Here is a 15,256-nt window from a genome sequence, read left to right as displayed (position 1 = left end):
CTTTTCTGAATAACTAGAGATTTAGGTTATCACGAATGTATATGCCATTCATTGATCATGAAGCTTTATAAAGCAACAGTTGAATAGTTTTTATTTCTATTCAATAGGGTGTTTTTGTAGTCTATCAATAGATCGAAAGTTGATTTACGTTTTGGATCATCTTGTAGGAGCTTTTCAACTTCTTCGCCGTCAAGTTGTTCCGCGTAATCATCTAGACTTAGGTAACAGTTTGCAGTCTTTCCAGCAAAGCGCTGTGTAACGTAGTTAGACCATTCCTTTCTTAGCTGGGTGTCACTTAAGAATGTTTCAGGTGCGTTACGACCAATAATTCTGAATGCCATTGTTTTAATTCGACCTTCAGGAAGGTTGTTATACACGGACAATTTCTCATCCCAGCTTTGAGAAGAAACGAACGATTTGATTTGTTCGTTTTCATCGTCTGTGAAAAAGCCGCCGCAACTTTTGTACAGATTGCTGTCGGTGTCCGTTGTTTCATCCTCGTACTCTCGATTATCGTAAATGTCGATTACACGTTGGACAAACTCAGGATTATTGTCGAGGAATAGTGCATTGTTGTACATTTGCTCTCGTAGCTCCTGTAATCCAACGTGAGCAGATGTTTCGCCTTTTAGTAGGTTGGAATCGAAGATGCACGGAACCTCGTTAATTTTAACGCTAACAACGCCTGAGCGGGGCGTGCCTGTTTTTTCTCGTTCTTCCTTGTTCATCTTAATGGCATTCACAAGCTCTGCATCTGACATAGATGAAAAAGGGGTTGGGTCGACTTGAAGATTCCAAGTCCAACACTTGTTCTGACTTTTGGTACTAAAACCAAGTCTTTTAACAGGGGATACGTACCCCGTGTCAACAAATCGGAAGTTACATAGCCCGAAAATATCGTTAGCCTCGATGAATCGTTTTGCTTCCCATTTGTTTTTCATACCGAAGTACAGTTTTGAGATCTCAGGTGCTCTTTCAAAAGCCATCTTGACTAGGCAAATTAGAGCTTTAACATCATCTACTGCATTGTGTGCGTTTTCGTGAACAATCCCATTTATTTCAGAAAGATGCTCAAGTTTAAAACTCACGCGATTGTACGTAACGCCGTCGCTACCTTCCTTTTCTACAATCGGCCACTTGAATGCTTCTGGTTTAAGTGCGTGAATCAGGCGCATTAATGGTAGGGCGTCGAAGCGGCTTCGTTTTTTATCATACGCCCATTTGTAAGGATCAATCAGGTTGCGGTAATTCAAGAAACGAGTAACCTCGTCGTCAAAGCCGATACTGTTATATCCTACAATCACCGACTCCCACTCTTTCGTCATTACTTGATTAACTTTTCTTGCGAAATCGTATTCGCAAACACCTTTTTCGAGAGTTTCTTGTGGTGTGATTCTTGTAATTAAGCAAGCAACGGGGTCTGGAACGACATCTTCAGAGATCTTGCAATATATGTCATGTACTTCCTTAATGTTAAAGTCAGCATCAGTAGTGATTGCTGCCCACTGAGAAGAAGCACCAGATACTTCTTTTCCAAAAGTTTCATAGTCGTGAAAGATGAAGTTTAATGCCATGTGTTCTAGAGCTCCACTGTGATTTGTCTGTTGGGTAGCATATCGACCAATTGGTCAAAGTTGCAAGAGAAAGTTCCTATGAACGTCTCATAAACAAAGCGCACCTCGGGGTATTTTTCTAAGAACGGCTGAAGTAATTCTTCTTGCTCTTTTTTTGCATCAACAAAATCAGCACATCCAGCGCTTAGTTCAGAGTAGATGTAGGATAGAGCCTGAAGAATGTCTGCTGCTTTGACAAGGTCTTTGATTAGAGTATCTGCAACGTCTTGTCTCAGATAAGGTCTGAGAGTGCTCTGGAGCTCAGTTGGTAAGCAACTGATTAAATCTTCACTTGTTTCTTTTTCGATGATTTTGAAGAGTTTGTTTAACTCTGGGTTCTTACGTTTGTACTTTCCGCTGATATCTTCACAAACTGCTTCCTGTGAATCATGAAACGCACCGTACATAGCTAATTCAAATGGATTTACTGCTGGGAGAGTGCCCATCTCTTCACGTTTAATGCCTAGTAGCAAGCATATATAAGCAACGTGAAGACTGTGATCGTTCAGGTTTTCCTGTTTGGATGGACGACTTTTATTCCATCTTTTGATTCTGTCCATTCTTGAAAGTATTGCTAGAAAAGGACTTTGCTTATTATTCATCTAGTTCTCCATTTTTAATGATAATACCACATATGGTTAACTTATGCGCAAAAAAGTGAAAAGGCTGTACATCCAATGTACAGCCTTTTCAGCGAGGGTAAATATGTTAGTTAAGTACTAACTTAATTTACAGCATCTTTCAGAGCTTTACCTGCTTTGAATGATGGAACCTTAGCTTCAGCGATTTGAATCTCTTCGCCAGTCTTAGGGTTGCGACCTGTACGGGCAGCGCGAGTGCGTAGGCTGAATGTACCAAAGCCAACTAGTGCTACTTGATCGCCATTTACTAGAGTTTTTTGAACGCCTTCTAGAGTTGCTTCAAGAGCAGCTTTAGCTTGAGCTTTGCTAAGATCAGCATTTGCAGCGATCATGTCGATAAGTTGTGTTTTGTTCATTGTTATTTCCTAATTAATTAAAATATTTACATAAAGACTATATATTACTAATTTCAGCTTTATCAAATGAAAATAGTAAAAAAAGCAAAAAAACTTTGAGGTTGTGCATTCTCTGTTCGTATAGTTACAGAAAAAATGAATAAGAGATCTATTTTACTACTACTTTTTGCAACTTTTTCAACAAAGTCTTTTGCTATTGAAGAAGACCATCAGAAACATTTTGCTATTTCGTACGCACTGGCAGTTGGCAGTGATATGTTTTGTGGGGAGGTTGTTGGGGTTACCGAACCTTATGAAAGGATGATTTGTTCTTTTAGTGGCAGTTTTGCTGTCGGTTTGGCAAAGGAGGTGTGGGATGGTACAAAACCAGACAATAAATTTGACGTTAAAGATTTAGGCTTTGATATTGCGGGTGCCTCTTTGGGTTCTTTGACTCCTAAATTACTCCGTGACTGGAATTTTGGCATGTACAAAAGTCTAAAAGGTGATGGTGTTAGGTTTACAGCAAGTTATCAATTTTAATGTTTGAATTAGAAATTCTAATGGCAGTGTTTTGGCGTCACAAGGAATAGTTTTAATTTTCCCAACCAATCTTGTTAATAAAAACTGAATCTTAACTCAAGGCATTAGGTAGGGGGAGAAAACTTGATATTCTGACGGGAAAAACTTTAAATAATTATGTTTTATAAAACAAATTTATCTAAACTTTATATTCGTCTAAGTAATTGAAATATAAGGGTGTTTAGTGGTGGCCCCTCCCAGACTTGAACTGGGGACCGAACGATTATGAGTCATGCGCTCTAACCACTGAGCTAAGGGGCCGTAAAAGTTTGCAGTTTTCCATACATCGCACTGCAAAGCAACATAATACTTCAAGTTTTAAAGTATGGCAACTCAAAGATTAATCGTGTATTTTACGCGCCGTACACTTTCAACGGCAACCAATAAAGATTAGATATGCTAATCAACCCATTGGGATAAGCGTAATCACCCAATGAGCAAAATGGAGCGGCCAGCGGGAATCGAACCCGCGTCATCAGCTTGGAAGGCTGAGGTAATACCATTATACGATGACCGCAAATTACTTCATTCCTAAAAACACTGTAAAATATGCTTAGGGATGAACTCTGAACCAGATCTTACTGCACTCATGGAGTGCACACCTAACGGTGTTTGTTTGTTTTGCACTTCTGCAACCTTGAGCAAAGCCAAGACTTACACGTAAGCACACTAATCCAATGTGCTTACGTGTAAGTTGGAAGCGGGAGAGGGATTTGAACCCCCGACCTTTGGGTTATGAGCCCAACAAGCTACCAGACTGCTCCATCCCGCTTCAAATGGCGGTGAGGGAGGGATTCGAACCCTCGATGCAGCTACAAACTACATACTCCCTTAGCAGGGGAGCGCCTTCAGCCTCTCGGCCACCTCACCTAATAAATGAAAATATTCTTATATTAAACTGGGATTTTACTTAATTGGTGTCTTACTGTTGCCAACTTTAAACCAGACGAATTTTTCATTTGGCTCCTCCAACTGGGCTCGAACCAGTGACCTGCGGATTAACAGTCCGTCGCTCTACCAACTGAGCTATGGAGGAACAAGTTTGGTGCCGACTACCGGAGTCGAACTGGTGACCTACTGATTACAAGTCAGTTGCTCTACCTGCTGAGCTAAGTCGGCACTTACAGAGCTTCATCCGCTCTGTGAAATTAATATATCAATTACTAAATTACTCAGCAAGCGAGACGCGAAAAAAAATCAAAAAAATTTGTTTTAAAAAAATCTTGATCTGGAAGCGGTGTTGTTAAGGCATTGTTTTTTATGCTTCTTCTGATTACAACCTGATGTTGATTAATTTAAACCAACCCGATTCATAATGTTTTCGACTGTAGTAATTCAGATGTTCTTCTAAGTTAGAGATCCATTCCCCGTTGTCACACACTGCTCCATCCTTATTATTTACCATCCAACTAGCTTCGCCCTCGTACACGTTAGCGATAGCACCACCTTCTCGAAGTATGTCGAATGCTTCATCTCGGCTAATTTCATCTCCATCAATTACGAAGACAGCTTCATGACCTTCAGGATATTCCATCCAATGCGTCACACCAAAGAACGGTCTTCCACGGTGTCCCATTCGCAACTGCGTTTCACTGTAGAAGTTATCCAGTGACATGATCCCAGCGGTAACTGATTCGCCTACGACATCATTCGTGATTTTAACAAGGTAGTGTCCACCAATCGTATTTTCAGGCTTTGTTTCTTGTAGGGATTTCCAAGATGGTTCTAGTAGTTTCTCTGCAACTTCCTCTCCACAAAGATCTATTAGTGAGGGTATCTTTTCACCGTACTTTTCCAAACAGTGAATTTCAGCAATTTTGTGTAAATCGCCAACTTTAATCTGGTTGCCTGCAATCAAACCTAATTCGGATGCTTCTAAAATTTTGTTCAAAAGTTCCATTATAGATGCTGATTGATTACCAATTTTTGAATTCATAGGTTCTGCTTTTCTGCTTTGTTGCAAGTGTTCAGGACTATAATCTAAGTCTTTTACTAAATCATTAATTGTTGCATTACCCAAGCAGCTCAATGATTGCTTCTTCGGCATCTCCAATAACGTAGATTACATCTTTACGACGAATGTACTTGTCAGAGTCATCCTCAGGGTTAATGACGATGTGAGTGAAGAAGGTGCTTACGGATGTGTTTTCAGCTGCTAACCGTATTGATGGTATTCCGGAGCCTGCACCTATCTCTAGCACAACACCAACACAAGGGTGATCTTGAATTTCTGCTGTGAATTGAGAAAACCTTACAGCTTGTTTGTTAGAGCGTTCGGAATGGTAGCCCCAGTCTTCAAACATACAGATTGCTGGTCTCAAGGGACTTTCGCAGTGCTCGCAGTATGCAGAATCAGGTAAATTAGATCGCATGGTCTTACGGTCTATCTTTACCTCAGGTGGGTTAACATATCCATGGTTCGTTGAGCATTCTGGGCGAAGGCAGTGCCAGTGATTGATGCTACCGTGGATCTCATGAACACGATCATATCCGTCATGGAAATGTAGTCCATCCACGTTACTTGTTTTTATGAAGCCTTTACGCGGTAGTGCCTCAAGCCAATCATTTATTAGTTTGTATCCGACATGTGGCTTTGTTTCTTTGTAGTCTTGAAGTCTACTTCCATAAAACCCCAAGGCGAGTGAGAAGTCTGCTTCAAATGTGTTTGGTGTTGCTAACTCATAAAACGAAATTCCAATATCTCGGTATGGTGGGTAATGGTTCCAAAACCCTTCTTTTCCTCTAAATGTTGGTAACCCACAAGATGCCGACATACCCGCACCTGTAAAAACAAATGCTGCTTTTGCTTCGTGGATTATTTTCTTTACGTGGCTAAGCGTAATCTCTTTGTCGCCGGATTTTACCTGAATTGCTGAATTATTAGCTTGGATTGTCTTGCTTTGTTTTGTACCCATTTTAAGTCCTCTAAAATAAAAAGAGGTGCAAAGCACCTCTTCTTGTTTACCAAATTTTAAGGACGGGGGGAAGGAGATCTTGGTTGTTTAGGTTCGGGTTTGTTTTCATCATGTTGGTGTTCAGACCTTGCCCAGTCGTCATAAGTAAAGCTTTGTTCACGTTCATCTGTATCGTATTGCGGCATATCACTGTAGTCATGCATAGGCTCATCTGTAAAATAAGATGGTGGTGTAGATGAATTCATGTCATCGTCGACATTGATTGAGCTTTGATCGTATTGATGCCACTGCGGTTCTTGCGTGTCTTCGACTTCATGAATATCTCCGTATTGCTGAGTGGCCGACGCTTCTTTAGACTTCGCTGCATCGTTAGCTTTTTTTAGTTTATTTACAAAGTCATTGCTGTTCATTTGCTTCGAAGCTTTGATTAGCATGTTTCCGATTCCGGCTTGTTCGAATGGCAAAGACTGTGCGCTTATCGTAACAGGTACTTGACGTGTTGTTCCTGTAGACTTGTCTGAGAATTTAACTTCAGCATGGATCAAAGGGAGCCCTGAATTACAAACAGAATCAAGGTCTATTTTTATCTTCTTGATGTTAGGTGGCATACCTTTACATTTCAGAGCTTTTCTTAGTTTGAATGTATTAATTTCAATCGTATTGTCTTTAACTTTTCCAAAATCCTTCAAATCAATTCCGGCGTGTTCGGCTTGAGAAAGTATCGTCACTAAGTTTGTAGCTAAGTACGTTGCGTGCTGGGGTGTTTGTGACAGAATGTCATTTAGCGCTTCATGAGCTTCTACTGATAAAGACTCTTTAACCACAATTTCTTTACCAAGAGATTTATTTTCTCGGTTGTAGTGTTGCAATGTTGCTGTGTAGCTTTTAGCACCTTTTTCCGAATGGTTTAGTTTTAAACTATAGTCTTGGCCTACAATACCTCTTAAGCGCTCATTGATGAGATCTAGTGTTGGCTCTTCATTTGGTCGATCATTACGAACGGCGATTTCACTAATCTCATCAATTATTTCAAGAATTGCCTTACTCGGGCTTTTCGCCTCTCGGATGTCACTCTTCTCCGCATCACTCTTTTGTTCATGAGGCTTCTGTTTTTCAGTCTCTTTACTTTTCTGAGGTGATTTCTTTTCATTCTTGACTTGTTTATTGAGTTTTACGCCAGTAAAGATTTCGCCTTCATAACCGTGCTCTTTAAGAGCTTTTGTTAGTTGGGATGATAGCCTAGTGTTTTCTTCGGCACTTAATGACGGTTGTTCATAGATATCTATTGGATTGAATCCCTTGTCGATTAACGCAATAGCTAATTGATTAAGCATGTTTTCATCATCTGGAAGGAATGATTTATCTACTTTGGCTGTTTTTGAGTGACTGAAAGATATTACAGCTGGAGTGGATGTTGAACCGAGGTGATATGAATCGCGTCCTTCATCATAAGACCAACCTTCAAGTAAACGTAAATCTAGGTTTTTCCACTTAATTTTCGGTGTTGGGTTCTTTTCTGATTGACCTGCGATGTCTGAAAATTGTTGTTCGACTGATGACGGGGGATTGGAATGGATCTCCTCTTTTAAATCATCATCTCGATCAAATTTCTTGCCTGATTTTTCTACAAGTAGGTTTAACGTGTCGACACTGTCTTCTAATTTTTGCTCAAGAAGTTTCTTTCTTAACCAGTATCTAAAGCTTTCCTCTAGATTGATTAAGCGAGTTAGAGTTGTCGCCACATTGGTATCATATGGCTTGTTGTTGGCTAGACCGTCTAAAGTTTTGACGGCATCAACGACAGTTATGGATAAACTGCCATCTACTGTGCTACGGAACTGCTCAATATCTGCGCTCATTTTTATTTAATTGTATTAAATTTCATGAGCTTGTTTAAATTAATTTGGCATTCAGTGATTACTGGCCAGAGAAGGTGTTTTTGTTTGAAAAAATCATAAAAAAAAGCCACCAGTAATAATACTGATGGCATGTGATGGAAAAGTGAGTTAATTAATTTAATCCATCGATAGATTCCCTTACCGCGCAGTAAATGGCTCGGGAAGCCTTTTGAAATTGGTGGAGTGGGGCGGAGTCGAACCGCCGTGTCGAACCATACAATTTCTCGGCGCTACACGTTTAGTTCCAAATTAATTTTCACACAATGACTTCCATGGAACGGGGAAGTAGCCGAAGCGCAAAGTGCTAGCCAGTATTAAAATTCGTTCATTTCCAAGACGGCGGCTTAGACCATGAACTAGCTTGATTGGGTTTGACTAACCTTGATCTCCGTCTTACAAGCTGAAGCTAGAGAGGTTAGGCTATACGCAGGGTATTAAGCTGCTACAGCGAAAGATTCGTCGTTTGCGAATATAGTTTTGCAGTTTTTTAACGCGGCCAACTGCCCCGCGACGTGCTCCTTGAAACGTCGTAGTCCGGTCAAATCCAGAACCACCCCGTAAAGAAATAATACCACAATTAGTGCCTGTGTCACTAGTTATGCGCAAAATATATGAAATTTAAGAAACTGACTGCTTAAGAATTCGACTTTGAGTTCTTTTCCAGTCATTTTCTTTCTTAGTTTCTCGTTTATCGTGTAGCTTTTTGCCCTTACCTAAGCCAATTTTAAGCTTTGCAAACTGGCGGTTCCAGTAAAGCTCGATTGGAACGAGGGTGTATCCTGAACGCTCAACGAGACCTAGCATCTTCTCAATTTCATTTTTATTAAGAAGAAGCTTTCTAACACGAGTAGGGTTTGTTGCCTTATGAGTAGATGCAGAAATCAACGGCACAATTTGCATACCACTAATAAATGCTTCTCCGTCTCTAATGAAGACATAAGCTTCTTTGACGTTTGCTTTACCCTCTCTCAAAGATTTAACTTCCCAACCCTCAAGTTTTAATCCGGCTTGTAAAGTTTCTTCGATTTTATACTCGAAAAATGCACTTCGATTTTTGGCGATTGTTGTTGTCATTCTACACCTACATGAAAATCCAATAAATCAGCCACTCAAAATACCACAAATAATCAGAAACAGGAACGCATCTTGAATGTCAACTCTATATGTATGTGGTATTATTGCTCAAAGATCCAACTCCTTTGGTTACCCGTATGAAAAGACTCATTAATTATCTTGGGGGAGCAGTAGCGCCCCGTAACAAAACAGAACGCAAAGTTAACGCTCTAGAAATCAAGTCAAATCCGCAAGTTTCAATTATTTCTGCTGTTTACGGCGTAGAGTCATACTTGGATGACTATATCGCCTCGGTTGTAAATCAGGGCAAGATTTTTAGTTCGAACGTTGAACTGATTCTAGTTGATGATGCGAGTGTTGATGGCTCTAAAAAGATATGCGAGTCATGGGCTGCTAGATATCCAGCAAATATCAAGGTAATTTCCTTGGGTGAGAATGTAGGTCAATCTGGCGCAAGAAATGCGGGAATTAGAAAAGCTAAAGGGGACTGGGTCATTTTCTGTGATCCGGATGACCTTCTCCATAAAAACTTCTTTAAGCACATGTTTAAAGCTATTAAGGAGAACCCTTCGTGCAATATGTTCTCTGCTCAGCTTCGTAGTTTCTATGAATCAGAAAACCGAGAAATCAACGATCACCCTTTAGGCTGGCGATTTAAAGATGGCTTAAGAGTTGTGGATGTTATGGATAGTCCTCGTGAAATCCATTGTCATGTAAACAACACTATGTTTAAGCGTGAACTTATCATAAAACACGACTTGAAGTTTGATGTGAAAATGCGTCCTGCTTTTGAGGATGCAGTTTTTGCTAACTCATTCAATCTGGTTAACAAGGATTTTAAGCGCTGCTTTGTTAAAGATGCTCGTTACATCTATCGTAAACGCATGGCTAAAGATTCCACATTGGATACAGCTTGGTCTAAACCGGAAAAATACATAAACCAACTTAAGTTTGGTCATTTGGGTATGATTCGTGTCTCTATTGAGTCTCTGGGATTCGTACCTGTGTTCATTCAAAACACAATCATTTACGACTTGGGCTGGTATTTCCGCCGCATGACAAACAAACCTGCTTCGGATTTTCCTCTAAGCATAGAGCAACAGGGTGAGTTCAGGTCTCTTCTTCGTGAGGTGCTTTCTTACATTTCACCTAATGCAATCACCAGATTTAATTCCAATCGAATGCCTGCATACATTCGTGAAATGATGATTACTCTTACTGAAAAGCCTAATTCTTCAAATCACGTTCTGTATGTGCGTGGTGCTAACGCTATGAAGAGAACTATCAAGGCTCACATTTCTCATTCGCCTGAAATTAGCAAATTTGACATTAAGTTCATGGGTTGCTTAAAGCGAATTGAACATAGCATTCTAGGTGAAGTACTTGCTGTAACTACATACGGTTGGACTACACAAGAGAAGATTAATGCTTCTAGTTCTTTGGAAGGAAAGCCGTTGTCAGTTTCAATTGGGGGTAAAGAACTGCGTTCAGAAATATCCAGTATTGATCTATTGGACATGGCAATGCGCGGTAGCACTACCGAGGTATCTCTTTCGGCAAGTGAGAAAAAGCTAATTGAACAAGCGGAAGGAATGGCTTTTGGAAAGCAGGGGTTAAAACATTGCTGGTTGCTACATGATAGACCTGATAAAGCAGACGACAATGCTGAACACTTGATGAGATACCTTCAAAACGAAAGGCCGGATATCAACTCTTTTTATGTGATTGAGAAAGGAACACCTGATTGGCACAGACTTGACGCAGAAGGCTTTAGGCTAATCGAGTGGGGCTCTACCCGCCATTATGCCGCTCTACTTAATGCAGATGAATATCTAAGCTCTCATGCAAACAGTGGTGTTGAAGAAATCTTGCCTCGTAAGAAGTTTGGTTCACATCTAACCTATTCGTACAGATTCCTTCAACACGGTGTGATCAAAGACGACCTCTCTGCGTGGTTAAACAACAAACCTTTTGCTACTTTTCTGACTTCGTCTCCTGCGGAGTACGAATCTATTGTCGCAGATGGCACAAGTTACAGCTTTACTAAAGAAGATGTGTTGATGGCAGGTTTACCGCGTCACGATGCATTGGTTAAAAGATGCGATGAAACTTTAGATAAATCAATTTTGTTCATGCCAACTTGGCGCAAGTACTTAAAGCGAGGTGCAAATGAGTCAAAAGGGCAAGCGAAAAAACGTTTTCTTGAATCAGATTTCTACAAAAACTGGAATGCAGTACTAAGCAGTCCAGAATTAAAATTGATGACATCTCGTGGCTATACCATCAAGTTTTTCATTCATGCTGAACTTTCAGAGTACTTGGATGTTTTTGAGCTGCCATCAAGCATTCAAGTTGTAAAGCCTAGTCAAGAATCGATGCAAGATCTGTTCTGTACAAATCAACTTCTGGTTACAGATTATTCTTCAGTTGCGTTTGAGATGGCTGCTCTTAAAAAAATGACAATGTATTTCCAATTCGACCACGAAGAGTTCTTTAAAGGGCATTCATACTCAAAGGGTTACTTTGACTATGAAAAACACGGCTTTGGTAAGGTTTACTACTCATCAAAAGACATGATTGATGGTTTGTCGAATCTTGAAAGTGATTATGATGAGTTGCTTGAAACTGTTGTGATTCCAAGATGCACCAATGCTCTGCCAAACACTGATGGTGAGTGTTGTAGGAGACTTGTTGAACACATCGAACAAGAACATAGGTATTTTTTTTGGTGAGTAATGCAAAATTTTTTGAGCAAGCTGGACAGTTAGTGTCTGGCTTTTCTCTGGATTCAACGGAGTATATAGAGATATGTACTTCAGATTTAGGAATAGAGACGCACCCGAGTAACAAAGTTTACTCTAAGGATGGAGTGATCCCTAAGGGTTTGAGAATCGCTTACAAAAAGGGCGTCGAGAACTCACAGTTGTTTCTTGGTAAGGACTTTAGAGCTACATCGTCAATTGTGAACGTTGAGTCATCTGGTGTGCTTATATGGATTGGAAACAAATGTAACCTGAAAAAGCTTGTGCTGAGTGCAAACCGTCCCGAGTGTAAGATGATTATAGGTTCAGGGGTTACTACACCATCTAACAATAGATGGACAGCTGGTTTAAATGCTGGTGATACAAACCCATCATTAATAGTCGGTGATCATTGCATGTTTGCACCGGATGTGACCATAAGATTGACTGATGGGCATCCCGTATTTGACATGGACACAAACGAACAGATCAATGTCCCAAAAGGTTCGGTTATTATAGAGCCTTATGTTTGGGTAGGTCAGGGTGCTTATTTGACTAAAGGCGTTAGGGTAGGCGCTTGTAGTATCATTGGTGCAGGTTCAGTTGTGACTAAGGATGTACCTCAGAGGAATCTTTCTATGGGTGTACCAAATTCTTCGATTTCACTTGGTACTAAGCTTTGGTCTAGAGATTACAGTAGTGAGTCGCGTGAATTGATGGAGTACTACAACGAAAGATACCCCTATGACTCACCAAACCCAATCGTTGAGAATCAGATTGGAAATAACGAAAATCAAAATCTATTTGGCAGATTGATAGCCAAATTAAAATTCAAATTATAGGAGCTCCCATCCATGAAAGCTGTTGTGCCAGTTGCTGGTCTAGGCACTCGCATGTTGCCTGCCACGAAAGCAATCCCAAAAGAGATGCTACCGATTGTTGATAAACCACTAATCCAATATGTGGTTTCGGAAATTGTAGCTTCTGGGATTAAAGAAATTGTTCTAGTTACACATTCAAGCAAGAACTCTATCGAAAATCATTTTGATACTAGTTTTGAGCTTGAGACGACATTGGAAAACAGAGTGAAAAACGAACTTCTTGAAGAGGTGCGTTCAATCTGTCCAGCCGATGTCACAATCATGCACGTTCGCCAAGGTGAAGCTAAAGGTTTGGGGCACGCGGTGTTATGTGCAAAACCAATGATCGGTGACGACGACTTTGCAGTTGTTCTTCCGGATGTACTGATAGATGAGTATGACGCCGACTTAACTACAGAAAACCTCGCGGCCATGAAAGCAAGATTTGAACAAACTGGCACAAGCCAAGTTATGGTTGAGTCAGTAAATCGAGATCTTATCCCGCAGTACGGAATTGTCGATCTAGATGGGGCTAAAATTGGTTCAGGTGAAAGTGTTAAGATGACAGGTATCGTTGAGAAGCCGTCAATTGAGTCAGCACCTTCAAACTTGGCTGTTGTTGGTCGTTACATCTTCGATAAAGGTATATGGTCGCGCTTAGCTAACACAGGTGTTGGTGCTGGTGGGGAAATCCAACTTACCGACGCTATCAAGGAATTTATGGTGGATTCTGATGTTGAGGCTCATGTTCTTTCAGGACGCAGCCACGATTGCGGTTCGAAGATCGGTTATGCCAAGGCGTTTATTGAGTACGCAATTCGTCACGGCTCAATTGGTGGCGAGGTCTCTTCGTTCTTGTGTGATAGTGGAATGCTAACTGCAAATATAAAGGTTGCTTAACCTATTTAAGAGAGGGTCGCTGAGCGACCCTTTTTTTATGATCTCATTTTTGAGGTCAATTTCACTGAACGGAATTTTTTTGGTCATCCGCCACTAAGAATGGCGTAACGAACGTTTTGACCACATCGTAAACGAAACTCGCAGGATCATCTGGGCTTTTTATGCTCATGATGGTCGCCTCATAAAGCCCGTCAGGGCGTTGTACTAACCTAATGTCAGTAAGTAACAAGTTATCATCCAGAAACCCGTCAGGGGCGTCTGAGGAGTGTTTTACACGTCTCTCAAGGGTTGTTTCATGACATTCAACCTTCACATCGGTGAAAAGCAATGTTGTTTTTCCCTTTTCAGCTCCTAAAGACTCTTCGGTTCTAATTGATATCAAGGTGTCTTTGTTTGGGCAGAATATCTCGATTGGTCTTATCGAGGAAGAATTGGGGTCTAGTACAGCCGTTGTTTTGCTGGTTGCTCGTAAGATGCCGCCATCATAAACAAACACCAGTATACATATTAGTCCAATCAGTAAAGCAGAGGTGAAAAGGAACGCATAGGCTTTTTCAGACTTCAAATACAAAACAGTCCCCTCAAAGTGAATTAATTTTAGTATTGATACCACAATTTGTTTTTTATGAAAATCGACCCGGGTTGAAAATGAGTTGTTAGTTAACTCTAGGGAGTAATTTAAAGATGTGTTTGTGGATAGTTTTTTTTCTGTTGAGTTAGTTTGTTGTTGAAATAAAACCATTTTAAGTGTTTGATTGCAAATGATTTACTGTTTGAATTTTGAAGGATGTAGTATAATAAAGATACAGTGAAAAAAACCAAAAATTCAAAAAATGTAATGCCTAAAAATTTTAAGTATTGGAGTGGAGAAGAGATTTCTAAGCCTGACCCAAAAAAACATGAAAACTGTATTCTGGTTGTTGGTTCTAACCCAACTGGGTGGCATGGTGCTGGTCTTGCGTTGATTGCAAAAACCTATTGGGGGGCTATACAAAGGCAAGGTAGAGGGCTTTCCGGAAAGTCTTACCTTCTTCCGACAAAGAATTTATCTAAAAACTTCTACGAAAAACAAACGGGTATTACCTATTCAAGGACGGGATTTCGCAGTATTTCATCAACGCAAATTCGCACGAATATAGTTGAGTTATACGAAGTTGCTCTTTCGATGCCAGAAAAGTGGTTTATTGTTCCTTACAGGCGATTTGATCGTAATCTGAATGGCTATTCAGCAGATTTTATGTTCGAGCTCTTTACCAAGGATATACAAGTTCCAAGAAACGTAGTCTTTCATGAAAGTTGGAAAGGGTATTATTACTAAATAACCACGCCATTTCGTGAGCGTGGTTAATCGCTTCTACTCTTCTTCGTCTGATGCTGAGAATCTATATACGTCAAAGCCATCTAGAGATTGTATCTGATCTAGAAGGATGTCTTCGTTATCTGAATCAAGGTTGCCTGCTTCAATGAAGCTAAGAAGAATGTCTTTGATGTCTTCTTCGTCTTTGCCGTTTTCCTGAAGGCGTTCACAAATCTTACCAAGAGCTTCAGCTTCAACGTCACCCTCTTCAAGATATTCAATAAGAATGTTCATGTTCGTTTTTAGTTAAGTCTAACTAAAATATACATCACTTCAAAATTTCTTCTCTTAAGAAAATGAAAAATCCAAAAAAAAGCCGCCAATGGCGGAATTTATTCTA

General features: G+C 40.2%; 14 protein-coding genes, 6 tRNA genes and 1 other RNA gene. 5 read left to right on the top strand and 16 right to left on the bottom strand.

Going from position 1 to position 15,256, the window contains the following annotated elements:
- Nucleotides 1-65: 65 nt before the first annotated feature.
- From sbcB to KJB35_RS04950, 3 genes are all read right to left on the bottom strand, one after another.
- Nucleotides 66-1,574, bottom strand: a complete 1,509-nt coding sequence (sbcB, locus tag KJB35_RS04960; protein WP_285469391.1) for an exodeoxyribonuclease I — start codon at nucleotides 1,572-1,574, stop codon at nucleotides 66-68.
- 5 nt (nucleotides 1,575-1,579) lie between these two features.
- Entirely contained in the window at nucleotides 1,580-2,215 is a 636-nt protein-coding gene (gene yfbR / locus KJB35_RS04955; protein ID WP_285469390.1) for a 5'-deoxynucleotidase, read from the bottom strand.
- A gap of 122 nt (nucleotides 2,216-2,337) precedes the next feature.
- Nucleotides 2,338-2,610: an HU family DNA-binding protein gene (locus KJB35_RS04950; protein ID WP_285469389.1), complete on the bottom strand. Its 273-nt coding sequence runs from the start codon at nucleotides 2,608-2,610 to the stop codon at nucleotides 2,338-2,340.
- A gap of 135 nt (nucleotides 2,611-2,745) precedes the next feature.
- On the opposite strand from KJB35_RS04950, the gene KJB35_RS04945 reads away from it, so the two are divergent.
- On the top strand, nucleotides 2,746-3,132 hold the full coding sequence (locus KJB35_RS04945) for a hypothetical protein (protein WP_285469388.1): 387 nt from the start codon (nucleotides 2,746-2,748) through the stop codon (nucleotides 3,130-3,132).
- Nucleotides 3,133-3,356: 224 nt separating this feature from the next.
- On the opposite strand, the gene KJB35_RS04940 is transcribed toward KJB35_RS04945, so the two are convergent.
- From KJB35_RS04940 to smpB, 11 genes are all read right to left on the bottom strand, one after another.
- Nucleotides 3,357-3,432: transfer RNA gene (locus tag KJB35_RS04940), tRNA-Ile, on the bottom strand.
- 182 nt (nucleotides 3,433-3,614) lie between these two features.
- Nucleotides 3,615-3,688: transfer RNA gene (locus tag KJB35_RS04935), tRNA-Gly, on the bottom strand.
- A 178-nt stretch (nucleotides 3,689-3,866) separates the two neighbouring features.
- A tRNA-Met gene (locus KJB35_RS04930) sits at nucleotides 3,867-3,943 on the bottom strand.
- A gap of 5 nt (nucleotides 3,944-3,948) precedes the next feature.
- Nucleotides 3,949-4,041: transfer RNA gene (locus KJB35_RS04925), tRNA-Ser, on the bottom strand.
- Nucleotides 4,042-4,131: 90 nt separating this feature from the next.
- Nucleotides 4,132-4,207: transfer RNA gene (locus tag KJB35_RS04920), tRNA-Asn, on the bottom strand.
- A 7-nt stretch (nucleotides 4,208-4,214) separates the two neighbouring features.
- A tRNA-Thr gene (locus KJB35_RS04915) sits at nucleotides 4,215-4,290 on the bottom strand.
- A 154-nt stretch (nucleotides 4,291-4,444) separates the two neighbouring features.
- Nucleotides 4,445-5,218 carry a hypothetical protein gene (locus KJB35_RS04910; protein WP_285469387.1) on the bottom strand — a complete coding sequence of 258 codons (774 nt, stop codon included), beginning with the start codon at nucleotides 5,216-5,218 and terminating at the stop codon, nucleotides 4,445-4,447.
- A complete protein-coding gene (locus KJB35_RS04905; protein ID WP_285469386.1) occupies nucleotides 5,184-6,086 on the bottom strand; it encodes a Sir2 family NAD-dependent protein deacetylase in 903 nt (300 codons plus the stop codon). Before KJB35_RS04905 ends, KJB35_RS04910 begins: the two co-directional genes overlap by 35 nt.
- Nucleotides 6,087-6,142: 56 nt before the next feature.
- Nucleotides 6,143-7,945, bottom strand: coding sequence for a hypothetical protein (locus tag KJB35_RS04900; protein WP_285469385.1), 1,803 nt, complete (start codon nucleotides 7,943-7,945; stop codon nucleotides 6,143-6,145).
- 215 nt (nucleotides 7,946-8,160) lie between these two features.
- Nucleotides 8,161-8,541, bottom strand: a transfer-messenger RNA (tmRNA) gene (gene ssrA / locus KJB35_RS04895).
- Between the two features lie 61 nt (nucleotides 8,542-8,602).
- Complete coding sequence (smpB, locus tag KJB35_RS04890) at nucleotides 8,603-9,058, bottom strand: SsrA-binding protein SmpB (RefSeq protein ID WP_285469384.1); 456 nt, start codon at nucleotides 9,056-9,058, stop codon at nucleotides 8,603-8,605.
- A gap of 137 nt (nucleotides 9,059-9,195) precedes the next feature.
- Here smpB and KJB35_RS04885 point away from each other — a divergent pair, with 137 nt between their 5' ends.
- The 3 genes from KJB35_RS04885 to galU are packed head-to-tail and all read left to right on the top strand — an operon-like array spanning nucleotide 9,196 to nucleotide 13,559.
- Nucleotides 9,196-11,790, top strand: coding sequence for a CDP-glycerol glycerophosphotransferase family protein (locus tag KJB35_RS04885; protein ID WP_285469383.1), 2,595 nt, complete (start codon nucleotides 9,196-9,198; stop codon nucleotides 11,788-11,790).
- Nucleotides 11,787-12,641, top strand: a complete 855-nt coding sequence (locus tag KJB35_RS28430; RefSeq protein ID WP_285469382.1) for an acyltransferase — start codon at nucleotides 11,787-11,789, stop codon at nucleotides 12,639-12,641. Before KJB35_RS04885 ends, KJB35_RS28430 begins: the two co-directional genes overlap by 4 nt.
- A gap of 12 nt (nucleotides 12,642-12,653) precedes the next feature.
- Entirely contained in the window at nucleotides 12,654-13,559 is a 906-nt protein-coding gene (galU, locus tag KJB35_RS04875; protein ID WP_285469381.1) for a UTP--glucose-1-phosphate uridylyltransferase GalU, read from the top strand.
- Nucleotides 13,560-13,620: 61 nt separating this feature from the next.
- On the opposite strand, the gene KJB35_RS04870 is transcribed toward galU, so the two are convergent.
- On the bottom strand, nucleotides 13,621-14,301 hold the full coding sequence (locus KJB35_RS04870; RefSeq protein ID WP_285469380.1) for a hypothetical protein: 681 nt from the start codon (nucleotides 14,299-14,301) through the stop codon (nucleotides 13,621-13,623).
- 66 nt (nucleotides 14,302-14,367) lie between these two features.
- Between KJB35_RS04870 and KJB35_RS04865 the strand changes: the two genes are divergently transcribed.
- The gene (locus KJB35_RS04865) at nucleotides 14,368-14,877 is read left to right on the top strand and encodes a hypothetical protein (RefSeq protein WP_285469379.1); all 510 of its coding nucleotides are present in this window, start codon (nucleotides 14,368-14,370) and stop codon (nucleotides 14,875-14,877) included.
- Between the two features lie 36 nt (nucleotides 14,878-14,913).
- On the opposite strand, the gene KJB35_RS04860 is transcribed toward KJB35_RS04865, so the two are convergent.
- Nucleotides 14,914-15,150 carry a hypothetical protein gene (locus KJB35_RS04860; protein ID WP_285469378.1) on the bottom strand — a complete coding sequence of 79 codons (237 nt, stop codon included), beginning with the start codon at nucleotides 15,148-15,150 and terminating at the stop codon, nucleotides 14,914-14,916.
- Nucleotides 15,151-15,256 lie beyond the last annotated feature (106 nt).

It is taken from the genome of Vibrio sp. D431a, from assembly GCF_030248655.1.
Lineage (GTDB): Bacteria > Pseudomonadota > Gammaproteobacteria > Enterobacterales > Vibrionaceae > Vibrio > Vibrio alginolyticus.
This window is presented reverse-complemented; position numbering and strand designations above follow the sequence as displayed.